The organism is Paenibacillus sp. XP01, from assembly GCF_057364885.1.
Genome location: NZ_CP139481.1, coordinates 5,720,910 through 5,742,069, shown reverse-complemented (window position 1 = coordinate 5,742,069; position 21,160 = coordinate 5,720,910). Strand labels below are relative to the sequence as shown.

Below are 21,160 nucleotides of genomic sequence, written 5' to 3'. Positions count from 1 at the left end.
AAGATGGTACTGCACTCGAAGTGTCCTGGTGCGATTCATTAGTCCGGCTTAAATAACGGAAAAAGATTAAAGGAGAAGCGACCATGGAACAATTCAGATTACCCAAAATACCGATGCCTCCGGTTGCCTTGCCGCAATCGGTTCAAGCGGTACTCGCCGAGGCGGACGACAAGCTGGCTCACAGACCGAAGCTGCTCCAGCTGTTCAAAAACTGCTTCCCGAATACGCTGGAAACGACGACTAAACTGATGAACGATGGCACGACCTTTGTCATCACGGGTGATATTCCTGCCTGCTGGCTGCGCGATTCGGTGGAACAGGTGGTCCATTACGTGCCGTTTGCAAAGGAAGATCCGGAGCTGCAGCGAATCATCGGCGGTCTGATCAAACGCCACATCCGGTACGTGCAGATCGACCCGTATGCCAACGCGTTCAACGAATCGGCCAATGACTGGCATTGGAACACGACGGATGAAACGGAAATGTCCCCCTGGGTGTGGGAGCGCAAGTTCGAGATCGACTCGTTATGCTTCGTGATTCGGCTCGCCTATTTGTATTGGAAAGAAACGGAGCTGACCGACATTTTCGATGCCAGCTTCAAAGCAGCCGTGCGTGTAATCGTGGACCTGTTCAAAACGGAGCAGCGGCATATGGAGCAGTCTCCATATCGCTTCACGAGGGATAATGGCATTCCGACGGACTCTATCCGCAACAACGGGCAAGGCATGCCGGTCAATTACACGGGCATGATCTGGTCCGGTTTCCGTTCCAGCGATGACGCTTGCGATTTCCACTACAACATTCCAGGCAACATGTTCGCCGTCGTAGCGCTGCGCCAGATGCAGGAATTCGCCGAGTGGGTGTTCCGTGACATGGCTTTGCTGAAAGAGCTGAAACAGCTGGAGCAGGAAGTGCGCCATGGCATCGAGCTGTACGGCATTTACCGCCATCCCGAATTCGGCCCGATCTATGCCTACGAAACCGACGGGTTCGGCAATTATTGCCTGATGGACGACGCCGGCACGCCTGGCCTGCTGTCCATTCCGTACCTCGGCTACGTAACTGCGGATGATCCGGTATACCAGAATACGCGGCGCTTTGCCCTCAGTAAAGAAAATCCGTTCTATTATGAAGGCAAAGTGGCGAAGGGCCTCGGCAGCCCGCATACGCCGCCGGATTATATTTGGCATATGGGATTGTCCATGCAAGGACTGACGGCCACCTCGGCCGAAGAGAAGCTGGAGATGATTCGATTGCTGGAAGCGACGGATGCGGATACGGGATATATGCATGAAGGCTTCCATGCCGATGATCCAACGGTGTTTACGCGGAAATGGTTTGCCTGGTCCAACAGCTTGTTCTCCCAGCTGGTCTATAAAGCGATGAAGGATGGGTTGTTATGAGCCTGAACGATGCGCAAAAACGTAAATCCGCCTCGCCGATCGTCATGTTGTGCGATCCCGGCTTTCCGGCCGAGATCGCTCTGCCTGCGCCGGAAGAGCAAAAGAATTGGCCGGAAACGGAGGGCATTTTGGTCGTCCGTGCGGATGAATTAGCAGCTGCCTTGGAATCGATGAATGGGCAAGGTTGTTTGGTGAATCTGCATGCGCCTTATTTTCCGAAGTCAGCCTGGAAGGCGATCTGCGATTTCCTTCATCAAGGAGGAAGCCTGGTCAGCGTCGGCGGCGCACCATTCAAGCGGCCGGTTCGGCGCGAGCATGATGCATGGGTGGCGGAGTCGGAACAGACGGCATATCATCAGGAGCTTTATATCCATGAAACGCTGCGCGTATCGGGGGACAATGTGGCTAGCTTGCAGCCGTCCACGAGCATACCATTGCTGGAGGGACGACAAGGATTGTTTCCTGTTGCGCCGACGTGGAATCTGGTTCCGCATACGACAAAATCAAGCGATTTGCCCCACCAGATGGGTTCCGCCGGTCCGATGAGCACCCAGATTTATCCCCTGCTCAAAGGAATCAGCACGGATGGCCGCAGCGTGTCAGCCCCTGTCGTCTTGTGGGAAAATTCCCGCGGTACGTTTGCCGGCTCGCACTGGCTATTCGTTCATGCACCCTTAACCGATTTATTCTGGCAGCAGGACGGAGTGGAAGAGATCGTAAGGTGGGCGAAGTTTTGCGCCAAAGGTGTGACCGAGCTTTCGCTGAAGCCGAACTATGCTTCGTATGAACCCGGAGAACGGGCGATCCTGACGCTGCAAGGACAAATTTTGCAGCATAGAGCCCGCGGCAGCGTTGGCATGGATACGGCGGAAACATGGACATTTAAACTTGCAGTAGAGCGGGCAGACCCTGAAAATGGTCAGGCTGAACAAGTATGGCATCACCAGTTGGAGCTGGCATTGACGCGGGAACAGCGTTTTGCGCGAATTCCTCTCCCGTTTGAGATTCAAAACGGGCTTTATCGGATCGTGTGCCAGGCTTCGGGACCGGATGGCGAAACACGCATGCTTCGCCAAGGCTTCTGGGGACAGGATGCTGAATTGCTCGCAGCAGGGGAGCTGCTGACTCGCGGCCGGGATTACTTCCTGCAGGGCGGTCGCCCGCTTCCCGTAGTGGGCATGACGTACATGGCATCCGACGTGGCCCGAAAGTTCCTGTTCCTGCCCAACGCCGAGGTATGGGACCGGGACATGGCCCAGATGGCCAAAGCGGGCATCAACTGGATTCGCACCGGCATTTGGACCGCTTACCGCAACATGATGCAGGTGGACGGCCACATGTCGGAAGAGGTGCTGCGATCGATCGACGCCTTCCTGCTCACGGCGAAGCGCCACCGGTTGCGCGTAACGTTTACCTTCTTTTCATTTACGCCAGAGACATGGGAAGGGACGAATCCGTATCTGGACCCGCAAAGCGTTGAAGCCCAGAAACGCTTCATTCGCAGCATCGTCAGTCGTTATACCCATGCGACGCATGTAGATTGGGACCTGATCAACGAACCTTCGATGTTCGATCCGGCGCGCATTTTCTCCAGCGGGCCACGCTCATCTAGGGATCGGTACGAACAGCAGGCGTTTGTGCAATGGCTGCGTGAACGTCATGACACGATCGAGGTGTTGCACGAAGCGTGGAACATGTCTCCGGCGCAGCTGCCGAACTTTGAAGCCGCTCGCATCCCCGAAGCCGAAGAGATCAATTTCGACGTGCAGGACATGCATCAGGCCAAAAAGGGAACCCGCTGGCTGGATTATTGCCTGTTCTCGATGGAGATGCACAACCGTTGGGCGCGGGAACTCGTGCAAACGATCAAGGATCTGGTGCCCGATCACCTCGTGACGGTGGGGCAAGATGAAGCGCTGGGCGCACAGCGGCCCTCTCCGTTTTTCTATGAAAGCGAAGTGGACTACACGACCGTGCATTCGTGGTGGCTCAACGACGATCTCGTATGGGATGGCATTTTTGCGAAAACGCCGCATAAACCGAACCTGATCCAGGAAACGGGCATAATGTACGTCGAAACGCCGGACGGCCGGGCCAAACGCACGGAGGAGGAACTGCGCAGCATCCTGGAACGGAAATACGCGTATGCTTTTTCCACAGGCGGCGCGGGGGCCGTGCAATGGATCTGGAACACGAATTTTTACATGGACAATGCCAACGAATCCCATATCGGTGCGCTCAGGGCGGATGGCACAGAGAAGCCGGAGGCGGACGTATCCTATGATTTCGGCCGTTTCATGGGCGGCATTCGCGATCTTTTCCGGGAACGTGAGCTGGAGGATATCGCGGTGGTATTCCCTTATTCCAACGATTTTTCCAATCGCGCGCTTGCCTATGATGCCACGACCAAGCTTACGAGAGTGTTGGCCTATCAACTGAAACAACCGTTCAGGGCCATGTCCGAGTACCATCTGGCGCATTTGGAAGAACAACCGCCGAAGCTGATCATCGTGCCGAGTCCGCACAATATGGACAGCGGTGCTTTGGAACGATTGCTATCGTTCACGGAGAAGGCAGGGGCCACGCTGCTGTTTACCGGGCCGCTCGGCTTGGATGCCTACTGGAAGAAGACGGATCGTGCAGACCTCCTCGTCGGCGAACGTGAGCAGCGTAACGTGCAGCGCGAAGAAATGTTGGATATCGACGGAACCTCTTATGCGCTTGCCTATGGTCGCCGCCGTATTGCCGAAGTGTGCAAAGAGGTCCTCGTGAACGGGAACGGTCATAATCAAACGGATGGAAGCAAAGCAAAGCTAGACTCCATTACAAAGGTGACGTTGGGTCAAGGAAAGCTGATCTGGTGCCCGCTGCCGCTGGAGCTGAACGAACGGGAAGAAGCGCTCGGGGCCATGTATCGGTATGCCATGCATTCGGCGGGGATCGTTTCCGATATGGAATGGCTGACCGGAGGCGAACTTGCCGGGGTGTATGGCCGTAAGCTGACATTTGCGGAAGGAAGCCTGTATGTGTTTGTTTCCGAGTATGGCCGGGATGCCGAAGTTTGCGTGCGGGATGCCCGCACGGGAGCCACGTATTCCTTCGTGCTGGAGAGCAATCGCAGCGTCCTGTTTGCCGCGGATGCATCCGGTCAGTTACAGGCGGTTTACCGTCCTGAAGAAGTCGAAATTACACAACTTGATGCCGAGGTGAGACAGACCACATGACTACATCCAAAAGAGCCCACATCATTTCCCACACGCACTGGGACCGCGAATGGTATTTGCCTTACGAAAAACATCACATGCGTCTCGTGCGCCTGATGGATTCCCTGTTGGATCGGCTGGACGAAGAGCCGGAGTTCCGCAGCTTTTATTTGGACGGGCAGACGATCATCATCGAGGATTATTTGCAGGTACGCCCAGGACAGAGAGAGCGGCTGGAGCACCATATCCGCAGCGGCCGGATCATCATCGGACCATGGTATATTTTGCAGGATGCCTTTTTGACGAGCGGCGAAGCCCATGTGCGCAATATGCAGACCGGGCATCGTGATGCGAGACGTTACGGGATGCCGGCCAAAATCGGGTATTTCCCCGACACGTTCGGACTGGTCGGCCAGACGCCGCAGCTGATGCAGCAATCCGGCATCGACAACGTTTTTTTCGGGCGAGGCGTCAAACCGACGGGCTTCAACAATACCGTGTCCGACGAAGGGTATGAGTCCAGCTATTCGGAGTTGACGTGGGAGGGTCCGGACGGCTCGCAGGTGCTCGGCATCCTGTTTGCCAACTGGTATTCCAACGGCAACGAGATTCCGGCAGACGAAGCATCGGCCCGCTCGTATTGGCATACCAAGCTTGCCGATGCGGTGAAGTATGCGTCCACCGACGAGCTGTTATACATGAACGGCTGTGACCATCAACCGATCCAGCTGGATTTGCCCGAAGCACTGCGTGTAGCCCGCAAGCTGCACCCTGACGTTGAATTCGTGCATTCCAGCCTGGAGGATTATTTGGATGCGCTGAAGGCATCCTCGACCCGCGAGCTGTCCGTCGTCAAAGGCGAGCTGCGCAGCCAGCGCACCGACGGCTGGGGAACGCTCGTAAACACCGCTTCCGCACGCGTGTATTTGAAGCAAATGAACCAAAAGGGGCAGGCATTGTTGGAAAAGGTAGCCGAGCCGCTGGCATCCATTGCTTACACGTTGGGCCATGCTTACCCGCATGATCAGTTGGACTATGCCTGGAAAATGCTGATGCAGAACCATCCGCACGACAGCATTTGCGGCTGCAGCGTGGACGAAGTGCATCGCGAGATGGTCACGCGTTTTGACAAGAGCCGCCATGCGGCGGAAGCGCTGATTGAAGACAGCTCAAGGGCTATTGCGGAAGCCGTAGACACCCGCCGGTTCGGCGAATACGGAAACGATGCTCGTCCACTGGTCGTGTTCAACACGTCGGGGTGGGTGCGCAGCGGTGTGGTGCAGATGGAAATGGACGCAGCCCGGCTTTATTTCAGGGATGGGCTTGGTCTGGAAGAAAATGCGTCCCGCATGAAATCCATTGATCTGTCCCGATATCTATTGGTAGATGATCAGGGAGGCCAAGTAGACTGCACGCTGGAGGATATGGGGCTGCAATTCGGGTATGACCTGCCCGATGACCGGTTCCGCCAGCCGTACAGCAGCCGGCGCGTCAAATTGACGTTCGAAGCCGGGCAGGTTCCCGCCTTGGGATGGAAAACGTATGCTTTGGTGAAAGCCGACCGAGCAGAACGAGATGAGCGTGGCAGGGCGACGGCAGACCGAAGCCTGAACGGCGAATCCAGCTTGCTGCGCCATGACCGTGGGATGGAAAACGACAAATTCATCGTACGCATTGCGGACAACGGTTCATTTTCGATTCAGGATAAACGCACTGGCCAAGTCTATAACGATCAGGGCATTTTCGAAAATACCGGGGATATCGGCAACGAGTACATGTTCCGCCAGCCGGATGGAGAAGCTCCGCTGACGACTCGGGATCTGCGTGCAGATATTCATGTCGTGGAAGACACCCCTTATCGGGCCGCTTATGAGATCGTTCATCAATGGAGCATACCGGAATCTGCCGATGCCAAATTGGATGAGGAACAGCGAGAATTGGTCTATTACCCTAATCGGAAAGCCAATCGCTCCAACAAGACCACAGTTCTTACGATCCGTACCCGCGTATCGCTTGAACGGAATGGCGAAGGCGTTGAAATGACGGTCAAGTTGGACAATCATGCTCGCGATCATCGGGTTCGCGTGCTTTTCCCGACCGATCTTGAGGCTGACGTGCACCGTGTCGATTCGATTTTCGAAATCGCAACGCGTGACAACATACCGGCTTCCGAATGGCAAAACCCGAGCAATACCCAGCATCAGCAATGTTTTGTCGATGTTGGTGGAGAACAGGCCGGACTTACCGTTGCGAACCTTGGGTTGAACGAGTATGAAGTGCTGCGGGATGAACGCAATACGATTGCCGTGACGTTGCTGCGTGCCGTAGGCGAGCTCGGCGACTGGGGATACTTTCCGACACCGGAGGCGCAGTGCCAAGGAGAGCATGAATTTCATTTATGCTTGATCCCTCATGAGGGGAATGGAGCGACAAACGGTGCGTACAGAACAGCATACCAATTCCAGATTCCGTGGACGGCGGCACAAACCGGGGTTCATCCGGGCACGCTTGCATCTTGCCACGCTCCGTTTGATTGGCATGGAGAAGGGGTGGCTTTTTCTTCATTGAAAGTGAACGAAGAGACGGGTGACCTGATGCTGCGATGGTACAACATGACGGGTGAAGGCACGGCATTGAAGGTGACGCTCCCTAAGGCGGATGCCCAACCCCGAGCAGAACTGTACAAAAGCAACATATTGGAGATCCCGGGCGAGTCAGTGGCTCCAATCGGAGCGCACGCACCGGAGAAGAAGGAAGGCACGTCCATGTTAAGAGAAAGCTGGCTGGTGTCAGCGGGGCCTTGCGAAATCATAACGATCGGGATCCGGCGATAAAAAACGAAGGAAGCATGGTTATGGTTTCCCGAAACCATGCGCATTAAACATCATGGCGGACCGCCGGATCCTGGCGGCTCGCCTCTTCCTCTTCACCTGCAAGAATGCTTCTAAAGAGCGTACTGCGCTGTTAAGCGCCTTCCAGGAACAGGGGGGAAGCTAATATAACAGCCGCGATGAAGATCAATTGGAGCATTAAACGGGGCCAGAACGGCCATACGGGCTTTCCGTGTATGGACATTTTTTTTCGAGCCGCATATGCATTTGCCGGGAACATCAACAGGAGCATTAAGAGCAAACCGCTGGAAGCCAGCCAGGCGGTGCCGGGAATAAGAATGCCGATGGCGCCCGCAATCTCAAGGACTCCCGTCCAAGTCACGATGCCTTCCTTATATGGCAAACCCGGAGGCACCATAAGTACCAAGTCGGGTCTTCGTTTCCCCCAGTGCGCAGAAGCGGTCAGCAGAAACATGCAGGCAACGCCCCCTTGGAGGGCAGGATGCCAATGATCCAGCATAGGTACTCCGATCCAACCAAGTCCGCGAAGCAGCAAAAAAGTGGTACAGAGGGTCAATAAGGGTGCCATGTAATTTCCTCCTTATCGTTGTTTATCTTCAATAATGACGCGCATGGTTTGAATAATATCAGCCGAAAAAAACGATCGCTTTCCGATTAATCCTGCTGCGTCAGCATGCGGGCTATAAATTGGGATACTTCGTTAGAGCCCAAGCTTGATGTGTCTTTCGAACCATACGAGCTTTTTATTCGCATTCCCAAGGAGAGCAGCACGAACAATTCTGCCATCTGTTCCGCATGAACCGATTTAGAGATGACACCATGCTCTTGCCCAAGCTCGATCCATTGCCTTGAATAACTGACCGATTTCTCGTGAAATTGCTGTAGTGCTTCAGAAACCAGAGGGGCATCCTCTTCTTTCCCGAATAAATACAATAAAATTTTGTTGGTGATATTTTCCTTTTCTTCGAGTCCTGTTAGATTCAAACGGATGATATCCATCGGTTCTTGGAATGTTTTTACTTTGGCGTGATGGACGGTGGCGAGGAAGGAAGCGTGTATCTTTTCCAAATGTTCGTTCAGAATCCAGACGAAGATTTCGTCCTTGCTTTTCACATAGTGGAAGATGGCGCCTTTGGAAAGTCCCGATTTTTGCATAATTTCTTTTAAAGTGATGGCATGGCATCCCTTATCCTGCAGCAATTCCTTTGTGGATCCCAGAAGCTGGGCGATGGTCTGTTTTCTGCGGTCTTCATTTTTCAAGAGTTTCTCCTCCTAAGGTTTCTGTGCGGGTCGTTCAAAAGTATATAATAAACCGACAAGCGGTTTGTTTTATAGTTGCAAAGCTTTTTATAATTTAATGAATATGTTTATTTTACAAACAGACCGTTGGTTTGTAAATAGAGTAAACACTTTTTCTTTCGGATGGTTTGACCAGATCAACAACCGAGAAACTCTACATGAGAAGGCATTTTCGCTATTCCACACGTCGAATCGAATGAATAACTGGCAAAAAATTGACGAACGAAGCGGTTGAGTTGTTCCCCGAACTTATTATAGAATGAAGGTTAGGATTTCATTCAATCGAATGCTGCCTTCCGATGTGCCGATCCATGCGCTCGTCGAGGTTTCAATGCGGATGGTCTCAAGGGCAGGCAACATTTATCGTGAATTCCAACAATGCATATACAAGGGGGCTTGAAGCCATGGAATCCTTGGGAGGACTGCTTCAGCAGCTGAACCCTTCCTTTCGCGAGCAGTCCCGGCGGATCGCGGAGCAGTTGATTCAGGACCCGTACGTGCGGGAATTCCGCGCAAAGCATCCCGAATTGCAGGACGCGCACCTGATCACCGACCTGAGCAAACTGTACCAATTTGCGAGGGATTCGAAAAACTGCGCGAATTGCCCGGGATTGGACAACTGTCCGAACGATTTTCAGGGGCACTTTTGCAAGCTGGAAGTAGAGAATTTTAACGGCAAACCCGAAATCATAGATAAAAAGGCGCCTTGCGCCAAACATCTGGCCTGGCAAAACGAACAGAGTATCCGCAAACGGATCCGCAGTTTCTATGTGGACGAGCGTGCGTTGAATGCAGGATACAACGACGTGGAAATCATGGGCAGGGATCGGATGCGTGCGCCTGCGGTCAACCAGGTACTGCGTTATGTCAATGAGGCAAAGGTTAACGGGCTTTCAACGCGAGGTTTATACCTGGAGGGTTCCTTCGGAACGGGGAAAACGTTCTTGATGTGTTACTTGCTGCATGAACTGGCCATTGCGGGTTATACCGGGGTCATCATTTATATGCCGGATTTCGTGGAAGACCTCAAATCCATGATCACCGAGGGCCAGAAGTTGAAGGAAACGACGGAAATCCTCAAAAATTGTGATGTGCTCATCTTTGACGATATCGGCGCGGAAAACCTGAATCCTTGGGTACGGGATCACGTAATGGGATCCATCTTGAACTACCGCATGAACCGCAAGCCTACCTTTTATACGTCCAATTACAACTTGGATGGGTTGGAAAAGCATCTGAGTTTCACGAGCAGGGAAGGCGAGGATACGAACAAGGGGCAGCGATTGATGGACCGTATTCGCCCGTTTGTGGATGTCGTGGCCGTTCGCGGTGAAAACCAACGAGGCAAGCAAGACTAACCTTTAAGGTGGGAATCGGTGCCGATGTGCTTATAGGGGACACAGGACCCCGGATACAGCGATAAGCCCAAAAAGCCTGGTCTTCGCAAGCTGCGAAAACCGGGCTTTTTTGGTCCCTGCGTGCAGACGGCTCTTATTCGGTCAAAAACTTAAAGATCACCATACCGAAAAAGATGACGGTCATCAGGCCAAACATGCCTGTTACGCCCGCAACCAGATCAAACAGGTCGTTGCGGGGCTCCTCATTGACATGTTCGCGCGGGTCGCTGATTCTCACATTGGTGTCCATGTTATTGCCTCCTTTGGGATGAGCAGCCTGCCGCGATGGTGGCTGAGCCCGAAGTGCTTTTAGTATACTTGGAAAAGAAAGCGTTTGTAAAGATTTAGCATTTGGTCCATTTAAGGTGGAAAATGAAGATTTGATGTTCGCGAGATGAACATTTCCAAGTTGGTTTCACAACATTAACGCTCCTGTGTTATAATGGCAGTGTCGTTCACGACGTTACAGGTTATATTAACCGTAAAGCATATATAAGGAGGACAAATATCATGGCTATTGTTAACGTATCCGATCAATCCTTTAACGCCGAAGTCGAAGGCGAAGGAACGGTTCTTGTTGATTTTTGGGCGCCTTGGTGCGGTCCTTGCAAAATGCTCGCTCCAATCCTGGAGGATCTGGCTTCCGAAGTTGGCGATTCCGTCAAAATCGCGAAAGTCAATGTGGATGAAAACCCGGAATCTGCTTCCCGCTTTGGCGTAATGAGCATTCCTACCTTGATCTTCTTCAAAGACGGTCAACCTGTGGATAAAGTGGTTGGTCTGAACTCCAAAGAAGCTCTCAAAGGGATCATTGAAAAACATCAATAATTCATGGGTTACACACATACGCCTCCGGTTATGCGCCGGGGGCGTTTTGCGTCACAATTCATCGGGAGGGAGGACCCGCTGAAGCATGGAACAATTTATCAATACGGTACAAGCACAAGAAGAAGCACTGGAACGGATTCGCCACAAGCTGGCTTTGCTGCCGGATCTGCCAGGCTGTTATTTAATGAAAAATGGCGAAGGAACCATCATCTACGTCGGTAAGGCAAAAGTGTTGAAAAACCGTGTCCGCTCCTATTTTATCGGCAGCCACAACGGGAAAACACAGCGGCTCGTTTCCGAAATCCGCGATTTCGAATATATTGTGACCGGCAGCAACATGGAGGCGCTCATTTTGGAGTGCAACCTGATCAAAAAACATATGCCGCGTTTCAACGTATTGCTCAAGGACGACAAGACGTTTCCTTACCTCAAAATTACGAATGAACAGCATCCGCGTTTGGAGGTCACCCGGCGGGTGCTTAAAGATAAAGCAAAGTACTTTGGCCCATACCCTAACTCATATGCAGCCCATCAAACGAAGAAACTGCTGGACCGGATGTATCCTTTGCGCAAATGCGGCGTGATGCCGAAGGAAGTCTGCCTGTATTATCATATGGGCCAATGTCTGGCGCCTTGCGTGCAGGAAGTGCCGAAGGAGCAGTATGAGCAGATCTCCCAGGAAATGGCGTCCTTTCTGGGCGGCGGACATGAGGAAATCAAAAAAGACCTGCAGCGCAAAATGCAGGAGGCGGCAGAAGACCTTTACTTCGAACGGGCCAAGGAACTGCGCGACCAGATCATTGCCATCGACGCCATTATGGAAAAGCAAAAAATCACGATGGCGGATGCCAGGGACCGGGACGTATTCGGTTTCGCGATCGACAAAGGCTGGATGTGCGTTCAAATTTTGTACGTCCGCCAAGGCAAAATGATCGAACGCCATGTGTCGACGTTCCCGTTTTATGGCGATGCGTACAGCGACTTCATGACTTACGTGACGCAGTACTACAGCGACAACCCTGCATTGCCTCAAGAAATCCTTTTGCCGGAGATGCCGCAGGAATTGCTCGAACTGAACGATGTAGAGGCCGGGGAAACGGATAGCGACACGGCGGCTGCGGTAACGGCCGAAACGGTCGAAACGGAAACGTTTTTCCGTGAATCGGATGCCGGGCAAGAGCTGCTGGTGGCCGAATCCAGAGAAGATTATGCGTCGTCCGGCGATCTCGGGGAAACGGGCGAACCTTCGATGCATCCGCAGGATGAGTCTGCCGCATCGGTAATGGAGCCGGCCGACCAGCCGTTGTCGGGATTGGAAGAGCCGGCACAGGCTGCCGCGGCATTGCAGGAATGGCTGGACATCAAGGTTTATGTGCCGCAGCGCGGACTGAAACGGCAAATGATCAAAATGGCCGTCGACAATGCCAAGGTTGCGCTTGAAGAAAAATTCAGGCTGATCGAACGCAACGAGGAACGGACATCCAAAGCGTCGGAAGGTTTGGGACGTTGGATCGGTCTGGACCAGCTGCGCCGGATCGAGGCGTTCGACAACTCCAACATTCAGGGCACGAACCCGGTTTCGGCCATGATCGTGTTTACCGACGGCAAACCGGACAAAAAGGAATACCGCAAGTACAAAATACGTTCGGTCGAAGGACCGGATGATTACGAAACGATGAGAGAGGTTATCCGGCGGCGTTATGAACGCGTGCTGAAAGAAAACCTGACCATGCCGGACCTGATCGTGGTGGATGGCGGCAAAGGGCAAATTTCGGCAGCCGTGGACGTGCTGGAAAATGAACTCGGGCTGTACATTCCCGTATGCGGCCTGGTCAAGGATGCCAAGCACAAAACGTCGCAGCTCATGATCGGCAATCCGCCGGAAGTCGTGGCTTTGCCGCGCGACAGCCAGGAATTTTACTTGTTGCAGCGCATCCAGGAGGAGGTTCACCGCTTCGCCATTTCGTTTCACCGCGAGCAGCGCGGCAAATCGATGGTTACCTCCAAGCTCGATTCGATTCCGGGTATTGGAGAGAAGCGGCGCAAGCTGCTGCTGAAGCATTTCGGGTCTTTGCGCAAAATCAAAGAGGCCAGCGTCGAAGACTTCCGGCCTCTCTCGATCGGCGACAAGCTCGCCAAACAAATTATTGCAGCGCTTCGTGATGAGGAGTCGTAACATACGGCTTCTCTTTTTTGCGTGGATTGAAACGATAGATCACGTAACCTACGATGGCTGGAAGCACGATCCAGAATATCCCGGCAGAAACGTTCAGTACGTCTCCCATGAATATCAGGCTAAGACCCATCAACAAGCTGTCGAAAATGACGTGGCTGAATACGACCGCGATAAAACCGTGCCGCAGCATAATCAGACTGAACAACAAACCGATGACCGTCAGTTCGATCGGACGCGTAATGACGGGATAAATCGGATACAGGGTGTGTCCGAGCGCCCATATCAGCGTAGGGATCAAGCAGGCGATAAACGTATTGCGCACGATTTTTTGCATCATGCGTATGCCGAACAGGCGATATACCGCTTCTTCGCCGATCCCTGCCATCCATGCCATGATCGGGAAAACCCATGCGTATGTCATATTATACGTGGATTGGTCTGCCGAGGTGGTTGACCAGGTCCCGATGCTGTTTTCCAGAACGAGAAACAAAATGGACTGCACGCCGAGCAGAATGAAGGCCCACAAATAACCGACAACCATGCTGTCCAGCACGTATTTTCCGTAACCGGGTTCTTTGGCACGAGGCCAAGGATTATAACCGATTTTGCGCCACATGCCGTCGCCGGCCACGAGTGACAAGTAGATCGTTGCGCTCATGACCAGATTGACGCCCAGTTGAATGACCATTAGAAACACAAGCATAAAGCTGGACAATCCTTGGGCTTCGAAAAGCGGCATCATATTCAGCGTGCCGATGACGGAAGCGGCGAAGTGCACCAGTGCCAGCACAAAGCCCCGTTTGAACGACGTATGGGACCGGGTCAGGATGCTGTAAATGATGGCGAGCACGCCAAGGACAAATGTTAGAAATCCATAGCCGGCGTACGTCATCCAGTTGGCCTGACGAGTCTGTTGGTTTACATATGCATTGTGCGCGTCAGGTACGGAGAAGACGGCGTCAAACGAACGGACTTCTTCATTTTGGAAGGTAAAGCGGAGTTCAAGCCGGGAATCGCCAATTTGTTTCGTGGGATCGGAGTATACAAGCCCCCCGTCGTTTTCTCCGGTTTCCAGTTCCAATTGCGAAGCATCGTATCCGAACTCTTTTACAATGCCTGCAGCGCTTTGCACTTTTTGCTCCAACGTCATATTGTCTTCAGCCAGCCGCAAGGCGGAGTTGGTTTTGCTCTTGTCCGGTTCCGCTTCGATGGATGCGTATAATGAAGAAGGAAGCTCGTGTTTGAAAGCTACAACTTTACCTGTTCTCATATGTACGTCAACATGCAGATAACCGCCTTTGACTTCATCGGGCAGCCGGACCCGAAACACGTCATAAGGGTATTGTTCTTCCCATTTCCGGTTGTAATCGTTCAGCTGTTTGGTCTTGGCCATATACCCGTACACATCGGAATGGGTCTGGTACGTGACCAGCGCATCGTCCACGTCGACAGGAAGAGAATAGTCTGGCAGGGACGCCGCGAAGGATCGGGCAGATTGCACCGCCTGTGCCTTGGTAATAATAGGTGCAGACTGGATATCCGTCGTTTGTGTTGAGGTGGAAGGGAAAATCTGCAGCACCGCAAATAAAATCAGACCGATCGCCGCAAGCAACCCCAAGCGCTTGAAATTGGTCTTAACCCGCAGAGGCTGCCCTAAGGGATTCATTGAATATGTTTCCTCCTTTAACCATGTGTTATAACAGTAAAGATATCATAGGGTGGATATGGAGCGCCAATCCCGGAACGAAAACGGGTGCAAATCCCTGAAAATGAATGAAAACGATCGAAACAGTTGGTTTCATTCATCCACATATCAGAGTTTTTCCCAATTCGGCGAAATTCGATGCTATTTCCGGGAAAAGCCGTTTTGTTTGCAAGAAGCGGAACGCTTATAATTTTTGATGCCAATGCGTATAAATCGCATGCCTTCGGCCAAACAAGGGAACGAATAAAAATAACCCGCCAAGCACTATATGCGGCGTTACGGGAAATGATACAGAAACACGATATATTCATCATGAGCCGAATAGACGCCTGTTAGCGCATCCACCATGGGTATGCCTTGCGTGACTTCGGACAGGACTCCATCAGATGGAGTCATTTTCATTTCGGCAAAGGGGGTCGATAACCAAGTGAAACCGATGTTTCGATCGCTGCTGCAATCTCCGCCGCGTATTCTCGTTTTGGGTTTTGCGGGCATTATCTTGCTCGGCACGTTCATTCTGATGCTACCGCTATCCGGCAGAAACGGGGAGAGCCTGCCGTTTATCGATGCGCTGTTCACGGCAACCTCCGCAGTATGTGTCACAGGACTGGTCGTCGTGGATACAGGCACGCATTTCTCGGTGTTCGGCCAGGTGATCATTGCCGTGCTGATCCAGATCGGCGGGCTGGGATTCATGACGATGTCAACGCTTGTGGCCATTGCCTTTAAACGGCGTATCTCGCTGCGCGAGCGGTTGATCCTGCAGGAAGCGATGAACCAGAGCACGATGGAAGGCATCGTCCGGTTAATTCGCAAAGTCGTGGCATACTCCCTTATTCTCGAAGCAGCTTGCGGGACCCTTTTCGCCATACGTTGGGCGTTCGACATGCCGCTGGGAAAAGCGGCATATTACGGCTACTGGCATGCAATTTCGATGTTCAACAATGCAGGGTTCGACTTATTCGGGGATTTCCGCAGCCTGACGGGGTATGTGTATGATCCAATGGTGAATTTTACGGCGATGTTCCTGATCGTGTCCGGCGGCATCGGGTTCGTCGTGTTGTCCGATCTGGCGGAATATCGCAAAACGCGCAAGCTTTCGCTTCATACCAAAGTGGTGCTCATGATGACCGGGCTGCTGATCGTGTTCGGCGCGCTTGTCATTTTTATATTTGAATTCAACAATCCACGCACGCTTGGCGGACTGAACTGGGGCGGCAAAATATTGGGATCGTTCTTTCAATCGGTTACCCCGCGTACGGCAGGGGCCAACACGGTGGATATTGCCGGCCTCAGGCAGGCCACGCAATTTTTTATCATTATATTGATGTTTATCGGGGCTTCCCCCGGCTCGACGGGTGGGGGCATTAAAACAACCACGTTTCTCATCATGGCCGGGGCCGTCATCGCGATGATGCGCGGGCGGGAAGATATCGTGTTTTTTCGCTACCGGCTGGTGCAGGAACGGATTTTCAAAGCGCTGACGATCACGCTGCTGGCCTTGCTGCTTATCATCGGCGTGACGATGGTGCTCAGTACGACGGAGGACAGCAGCTTCCTGATGATCCTGTTCGAAACCACTTCCGCATTCAGCACGGTAGGTCTGTCCATGGGGCTTACGTTGAAGCTGACGACCTTTGGCAAAGTGATGATCTGTCTGACAATGTTTGTAGGAAGATTGGGTCCGGTCACGCTGGCATATGCGCTTACGCAGAAAAAGGGTAAGGAACTGTACAGGTATCCTGAGGGCAAAATGATTATTGGATAAGGGGTTCGTGAAAAACGATGAGAACACAGCAGTTTGCGGTCATCGGGCTCGGGCGTTTCGGCTCAAGCTTGGCGCAGGAATTAATGGAGCTTGGTTATGAGGTGCTGGGCATCGATAAGAACGAAGAGGTTGTGGAGGATATGAGCGAATTGGTCACGCATGCCGTCGTTGCGGATGCCACGGATGAGGAAGTGCTTCGTTCCCTCGGCATCCGCAATTTCGACTGCGGCATCGTGGCGATCGGTGACGATATTCAAACGAGCATTCTCACGGCGATTCTGTTGAAGGAACTGGGCGTGAAAACCGTTGTGGCCAAGGCCATTTCCGTGCTGCACGGACGCGCCCTGGACAAACTGGGCATCGATCGCGTGGTCTATCCCGAGCGTGACATGGGCATTCGTGTGGCACACCAGCTCGTGACTCCGAACCTGATGGATTACATTGAACTTTCCAATAATTACAGCATCGTGGAGATGAAGGTTCCTGCCTGCATGCACAATACGACCTTGTCCACCCTGAATGCGCGCGTCCGCTTCAATATCAGCATCGTGGCGCTGCAGAAGGAAGCCGGGGTCATCATTGCTCCGACTGCGCTGGATACGCTGCAATTGGGAGACATTATGGTCATCATCGGCAATAATGACGACATTGAACGGTTCGAAGAACAGGTCGTCAGTCAGGAAGGCTGATGTATTGCTTCTTAGGCGATCTACATCGCCGTGTATTTTACGTAGGCGTCGTTGTCCTCCTGGAGGATAACGGCGCTTTCGTCGTAAATAAAGCGGCCGTCTCCTTGACCCATTGCCTGGCCGTTTCGCTCAGGAATTCCTTTCCGCCGTAGATCATGCTTGTGGTGCGGCGGGTTTGCTGAAGCTGGGGCAAATAAACGGATACCAAGTCATTGTCGGCTAGCAGTTGGGGGCGAAGATACGATTTGGGCAGCAGTGCCGCCGCTTTTCCCGTAGGAAGGAGCCGAACGATGGCCTCGAACGAGTCGATCTCCATGCGTATGTCAGGCATGACCCCGCAGCGCTGAAACAGGTCATCGGTGAGCTTGCGGTACCAAGTGCCTTTGGAAAAAATGATCATCGGCAAATCCTGCAGGTGCTCCATGCCTGCCTCCTGTCCTGCGAGCGAATGCGTTCGCGGAACAACCAGCTCAAGATGGTCATCGAACAGCGGAATGCAGTTCAGACCCGCTTCATTGATGGAAGATGCAACGATGCCGACATCGGCCTTCCTTTCCCGGACAAAGGAGACGATCTCATGGGTTTTGCCTGTCAGCAGCTTGATTTCCGCATTGGGGTGTTTCTCCATGAAGGCGTTTACGAGCGGCGGAAGCGTCGTTTGGAGCGTCGTGAGACTGGCTCCCAGCGTGATTGAACTCTGTTCTTCTTCTTTATATTGTGCCAGCATGGTCAAAAATTTGTGCTGCTGCTGCTGCTGCTCCACGGCAAAGGTGTAAGCGAGCTGCCCCACGCTGGTCAGCTCCAGACGTTTGCCGCGGCGATGGAAGAGAGTGACCCCGAGCTCGTCTTCCAGTTTGGCAATTTTGCGCGAGAGAGCAGGTTGAGACAGATTCAACAGTTTGGAGGCGCGGTTCAAGCTGGATTGCTCCACAACTGCGGCAAATGCGTTTAATTCCTCGAACATGTCGGCAGACCCCATTTCCAGTGAGAGTGATGATTGTCATAGATGGTGGCGTTCCTTTAAGGTAAGAAAAGATGCATCAGCGTTTATCCCTTATGCATATAGGGTATATCTTTTAATAATTATATTGCAATTCCCTTATAAGAAAAAAAAGAGTAACATGAATTGTGACACAAGTTGTTCACACCTGAATAAAACAGAACAATTTGTTTGAATCCCCCCATTGGGGAGATCAACTCATCGGATGTGTGAACGAATTTATGAAAACGTTGTTATTTCGAAAGGGGAACGACATTTTATGAAAGGGTTTTACTCCAGAAAGCTGCACTCCCTGCTTGGCGTCATCCCGCTCAGTTTGTTTTTCATTGAGCATCTGGTGACAAACTTCTCTGCGGTAGAGGGCGGCAAAGAAGGCTTCAACGGCGCTGTTGCTTTTCTGAACAGCCTGCCGCTCGTGATCGTACTTGAAACGCTCTTGATCTGGTTGCCGCTATTCTATCACGGCGTGTATGGACTGTATATAGCCTATCAGGCGAAGCCCAACGTTGGCCGCTTTGGCAATGAGCGCAACTGGCGTTATACGCTTCAGCGGGTCAGCGGCGTCATTACCTTTGTATTCGTCATCTGGCACGTTTGGGAGACGCGGGTACAGGTTGCGCTCGGCAAGGTCACGCATGAGGAACTTGGAGGCATCATCCATGATGTCGTAACGAATCCCGTGACGTTCATTTTATACCTGATCAGCGTGATCGCGGCTTCCTACCACTTCGCGAACGGTCTGTGGTCGTTCCTCGTCAGCTGGGGCATTACCGTCGGGCCGCGTGCTCAACGCGTATCCTCCTACATTTGCATGAGCTTGTTCGGCATCGTGTCGATCATGTTCATCGCATCGCTGATCGCGTTCCGTAACGTGGATTTCCAAACGACCACTTCAATGATCGAAGCAGTCAAATCGGTTTTCATCTAAGCATTGGGCTCAATGCCGACATATAAGGGAGTGAAAGAAATGGCATCATCTAACGTAATCATCGTGGGCGGAGGTCTCGCAGGTTTGATGGCGACGATCAAATCGGCTGAAGCCGGAGTCCATGTTCATTTATTTTCGCTGGTACCCGTAAAAAGATCCCACTCCGTATGCGCCCAGGGCGGCATCAACGGCGCGGTAAACACCAAGGGGGAAGGCGATTCCCCGTGGGTACACTTTGACGATACGGTGTACGGCGGCGACTTTCTTGCCAATCAGCCTCCGGTCAAAGCGATGTGTGAAGCAGCACCGGGCATTATTCACCTGATGGACCGGATGGGCGTTATGTTTAACCGCACGCCGGAAGGATTGCTCGATTTCCGCCGTTTCGGCGGAACGAAGCATCACCGCACCGCATTTGCGGGTGCAACGACAGGCCAACAGCTGCTGTATGCGCTCGATGAGCAGGTGCGCCGCTGGGAAGCTGCCGGACTCGTCACAAAATACGAGAACTGGGAGTTCCTGCAGGCCGTTATTGACGACGAAGGCATTTGCCGCGGCATCGTAGCGCAGGACCTGAAAACGATGAAGGTGCAGACGTTCCCTGCGGAAGCGGTTATTCTCGCCAGCGGCGGGCCGGGCATCATTTTCGGCAAAACGACGAACTCGGTCATCAACACGGGCACAGCTGCAAGCGCGGTGTATCAACAAGGCGTGAACTATGCCAACGGTGAGTTCATCCAGATTCACCCGACAGCCATCCCGGGGGATGACAAGCTGCGCCTGATGTCCGAATCGGCACGCGGCGAAGGCGGACGGATCTGGACGTACAAAGACGGAAAACCATGGTACTTCCTTGAAGAAAAATATCCGTCCTACGGTAACCTGGTCCCGCGCGACATTGCAACCCGCGAAATCTTCAGCGTGTGCGTGGACATGGGGCTGGGCGTTAACGGCGAAAACATGGTTTATCTGGACCTGTCCCACAAAGACCCGAAAGAACTCGACGTCAAGCTGGGCGGCATCATCGAGATTTACGAAAAATTCATGGGCGACGATCCGCGCAAAATCCCGATGAAAATTTTCCCGGCGGTCCACTACTCGATGGGCGGCATGTGGGTCGATTACAATCAGATGACCAACATTCCGGGATTGTTCGCTGCCGGAGAATGCGAATATCAATACCACGGCGCAAACCGTCTGGGCGCGAACTCGCTCGTGTCCGCCATCTACGGCGGCATGGTCGCAGGCCCCAAAGCGGTTGAATACATCAAAGGACTCAAAAAGTCGTCGGCAGACATCAGTTCCAGCGTGTTTGACGGATACACGAAGCGCCAAACCGACAAATACGAAGGCATCCTGAAAATGCAAGGCAACGAAAATGCCTACGTGATCCATAAAGAGCTGGGCGAGTGGATGACCGCCAACATGACGGTGGTTCGTTACAACGACAAGCTCGAAGCAACGATCGGCAAAATCAAGGAACTGAAAGAGCGTTACCGGAAAATCAACATGTACGACACATCCGGCTGGAACAACCCGGGAGCGGCATTTACCCGTCAGCTGTGGAACATGCTCGAATTGGCCGAAGCGATGACGCTGGGCGCGCTGCTCAGAAACGAGAGCCGCGGCGCACACTACAAGCCTGAATTTGCGAAACGCAACGACGAGGAGTTCCTCAAAACAACGATCGCGACATGGACAGCCGACGGCCCGCAAATCTCGTACGAGCCTGTGGACGTTTCCTTGATCCCGCCGCGGGTACGGGACTATTCTAAAGATTAAGTAGATTATTTACGTTGATGTTTAGCAGGATGAAATGGATTGCACATCAAACGAAGCGTCAAAAGATTACTGAAGAAGCGAAGCGTACAGTAAGCTTTTAAATGCTATATTCCAGCATGAATATTGCAAT

The 21,160-nt window shown here is 52.7% G+C and carries 15 protein-coding genes; 10 read left to right on the top strand and 5 right to left on the bottom strand.

Annotation, left to right across the window (positions count from 1 at the left end):
• The first annotated feature begins 83 nt into the window (after positions 1–83).
• From SNR34_RS25805 to SNR34_RS25795, 3 genes are read left to right on the top strand one after another with little or no spacing between them, the layout of a single operon-like run.
• Positions 84–1,403, top strand: coding sequence for a glycoside hydrolase family 125 protein (locus tag SNR34_RS25805; protein WP_236414627.1), 1,320 nt, complete (start codon positions 84–86; stop codon positions 1,401–1,403).
• Positions 1,400–4,627 carry a beta-galactosidase gene (locus SNR34_RS25800; RefSeq protein ID WP_486180505.1) on the top strand — a complete coding sequence of 1,076 codons (3,228 nt, stop codon included), beginning with the start codon at positions 1,400–1,402 and terminating at the stop codon, positions 4,625–4,627. The genes SNR34_RS25805 and SNR34_RS25800 overlap by 4 nt, the downstream gene beginning before the upstream one ends.
• A complete protein-coding gene (locus SNR34_RS25795) occupies positions 4,624–7,440 on the top strand; it encodes an alpha-mannosidase (protein WP_486180504.1) in 2,817 nt (938 codons plus the stop codon). Before SNR34_RS25800 ends, SNR34_RS25795 begins: the two co-directional genes overlap by 4 nt.
• Before the next feature lie 130 nt (positions 7,441–7,570).
• Here the strand turns inward: SNR34_RS25795 and SNR34_RS25790 are convergent, their stop codons facing one another.
• Both SNR34_RS25790 and SNR34_RS25785 read right to left on the bottom strand, forming a co-directional pair.
• Positions 7,571–8,026 carry a DoxX family protein gene (locus tag SNR34_RS25790; protein WP_236414622.1) on the bottom strand — a complete coding sequence of 152 codons (456 nt, stop codon included), beginning with the start codon at positions 8,024–8,026 and terminating at the stop codon, positions 7,571–7,573.
• An 86-nt stretch (positions 8,027–8,112) separates the two neighbouring features.
• Positions 8,113–8,718 carry a TetR/AcrR family transcriptional regulator gene (locus SNR34_RS25785; protein WP_236414620.1) on the bottom strand — a complete coding sequence of 202 codons (606 nt, stop codon included), beginning with the start codon at positions 8,716–8,718 and terminating at the stop codon, positions 8,113–8,115.
• 443 nt (positions 8,719–9,161) lie between these two features.
• Here SNR34_RS25785 and dnaI point away from each other — a divergent pair, with 443 nt between their 5' ends.
• Positions 9,162–10,115 (top strand): primosomal protein DnaI, encoded by a 954-nt coding sequence (gene dnaI, locus SNR34_RS25780; RefSeq protein WP_236414618.1) that lies wholly within the window; start codon positions 9,162–9,164, stop codon positions 10,113–10,115.
• A 133-nt stretch (positions 10,116–10,248) separates the two neighbouring features.
• On the opposite strand, the gene SNR34_RS25775 is transcribed toward dnaI, so the two are convergent.
• Complete coding sequence (locus tag SNR34_RS25775) at positions 10,249–10,404, bottom strand: YqzM family protein (RefSeq protein WP_236414616.1); 156 nt, start codon at positions 10,402–10,404, stop codon at positions 10,249–10,251.
• A 260-nt stretch (positions 10,405–10,664) separates the two neighbouring features.
• Here SNR34_RS25775 and trxA point away from each other — a divergent pair, with 260 nt between their 5' ends.
• Entirely contained in the window at positions 10,665–10,982 is a 318-nt protein-coding gene (gene trxA, locus SNR34_RS25770) for a thioredoxin (protein WP_236414614.1), read from the top strand.
• A gap of 85 nt (positions 10,983–11,067) precedes the next feature.
• On the top strand, positions 11,068–13,158 hold the full coding sequence (gene uvrC, locus SNR34_RS25765) for an excinuclease ABC subunit UvrC (RefSeq protein ID WP_486180503.1): 2,091 nt from the start codon (positions 11,068–11,070) through the stop codon (positions 13,156–13,158).
• Here the strand turns inward: uvrC and SNR34_RS25760 are convergent.
• The gene (locus tag SNR34_RS25760; RefSeq protein WP_486180502.1) at positions 13,127–14,824 is read right to left on the bottom strand and encodes a CPBP family glutamic-type intramembrane protease; all 1,698 of its coding nucleotides are present in this window, start codon (positions 14,822–14,824) and stop codon (positions 13,127–13,129) included. The genes uvrC and SNR34_RS25760 overlap by 32 nt on opposite strands.
• 475 nt (positions 14,825–15,299) lie before the next feature.
• On the opposite strand from SNR34_RS25760, the gene SNR34_RS25755 reads away from it, so the two are divergent.
• Together SNR34_RS25755 and SNR34_RS25750 are read left to right on the top strand one after the other, a co-directional pair.
• A complete protein-coding gene (locus SNR34_RS25755; protein WP_236414857.1) occupies positions 15,300–16,631 on the top strand; it encodes a TrkH family potassium uptake protein in 1,332 nt (443 codons plus the stop codon).
• Positions 16,632–16,648: 17 nt separating this feature from the next.
• Entirely contained in the window at positions 16,649–17,320 is a 672-nt protein-coding gene (locus SNR34_RS25750) for a potassium channel family protein (protein ID WP_236414608.1), read from the top strand.
• A gap of 37 nt (positions 17,321–17,357) precedes the next feature.
• Here SNR34_RS25750 and SNR34_RS25745 read toward each other — a convergent pair whose 3' ends face one another.
• Positions 17,358–18,284 (bottom strand): LysR family transcriptional regulator, encoded by a 927-nt coding sequence (locus tag SNR34_RS25745; protein ID WP_486180501.1) that lies wholly within the window; start codon positions 18,282–18,284, stop codon positions 17,358–17,360.
• 295 nt (positions 18,285–18,579) lie between these two features.
• Here SNR34_RS25745 and SNR34_RS25740 point away from each other — a divergent pair, with 295 nt between their 5' ends.
• Both SNR34_RS25740 and sdhA read left to right on the top strand, forming a co-directional pair.
• Positions 18,580–19,248, top strand: a complete 669-nt coding sequence (locus SNR34_RS25740) for a succinate dehydrogenase cytochrome b558 subunit (protein ID WP_236414604.1) — start codon at positions 18,580–18,582, stop codon at positions 19,246–19,248.
• Positions 19,249–19,287: 39 nt separating this feature from the next.
• Positions 19,288–21,030, top strand: a complete 1,743-nt coding sequence (sdhA, locus tag SNR34_RS25735) for a succinate dehydrogenase flavoprotein subunit (protein WP_236414602.1) — start codon at positions 19,288–19,290, stop codon at positions 21,028–21,030.
• Positions 21,031–21,160: the final 130 nt, after the last annotated feature.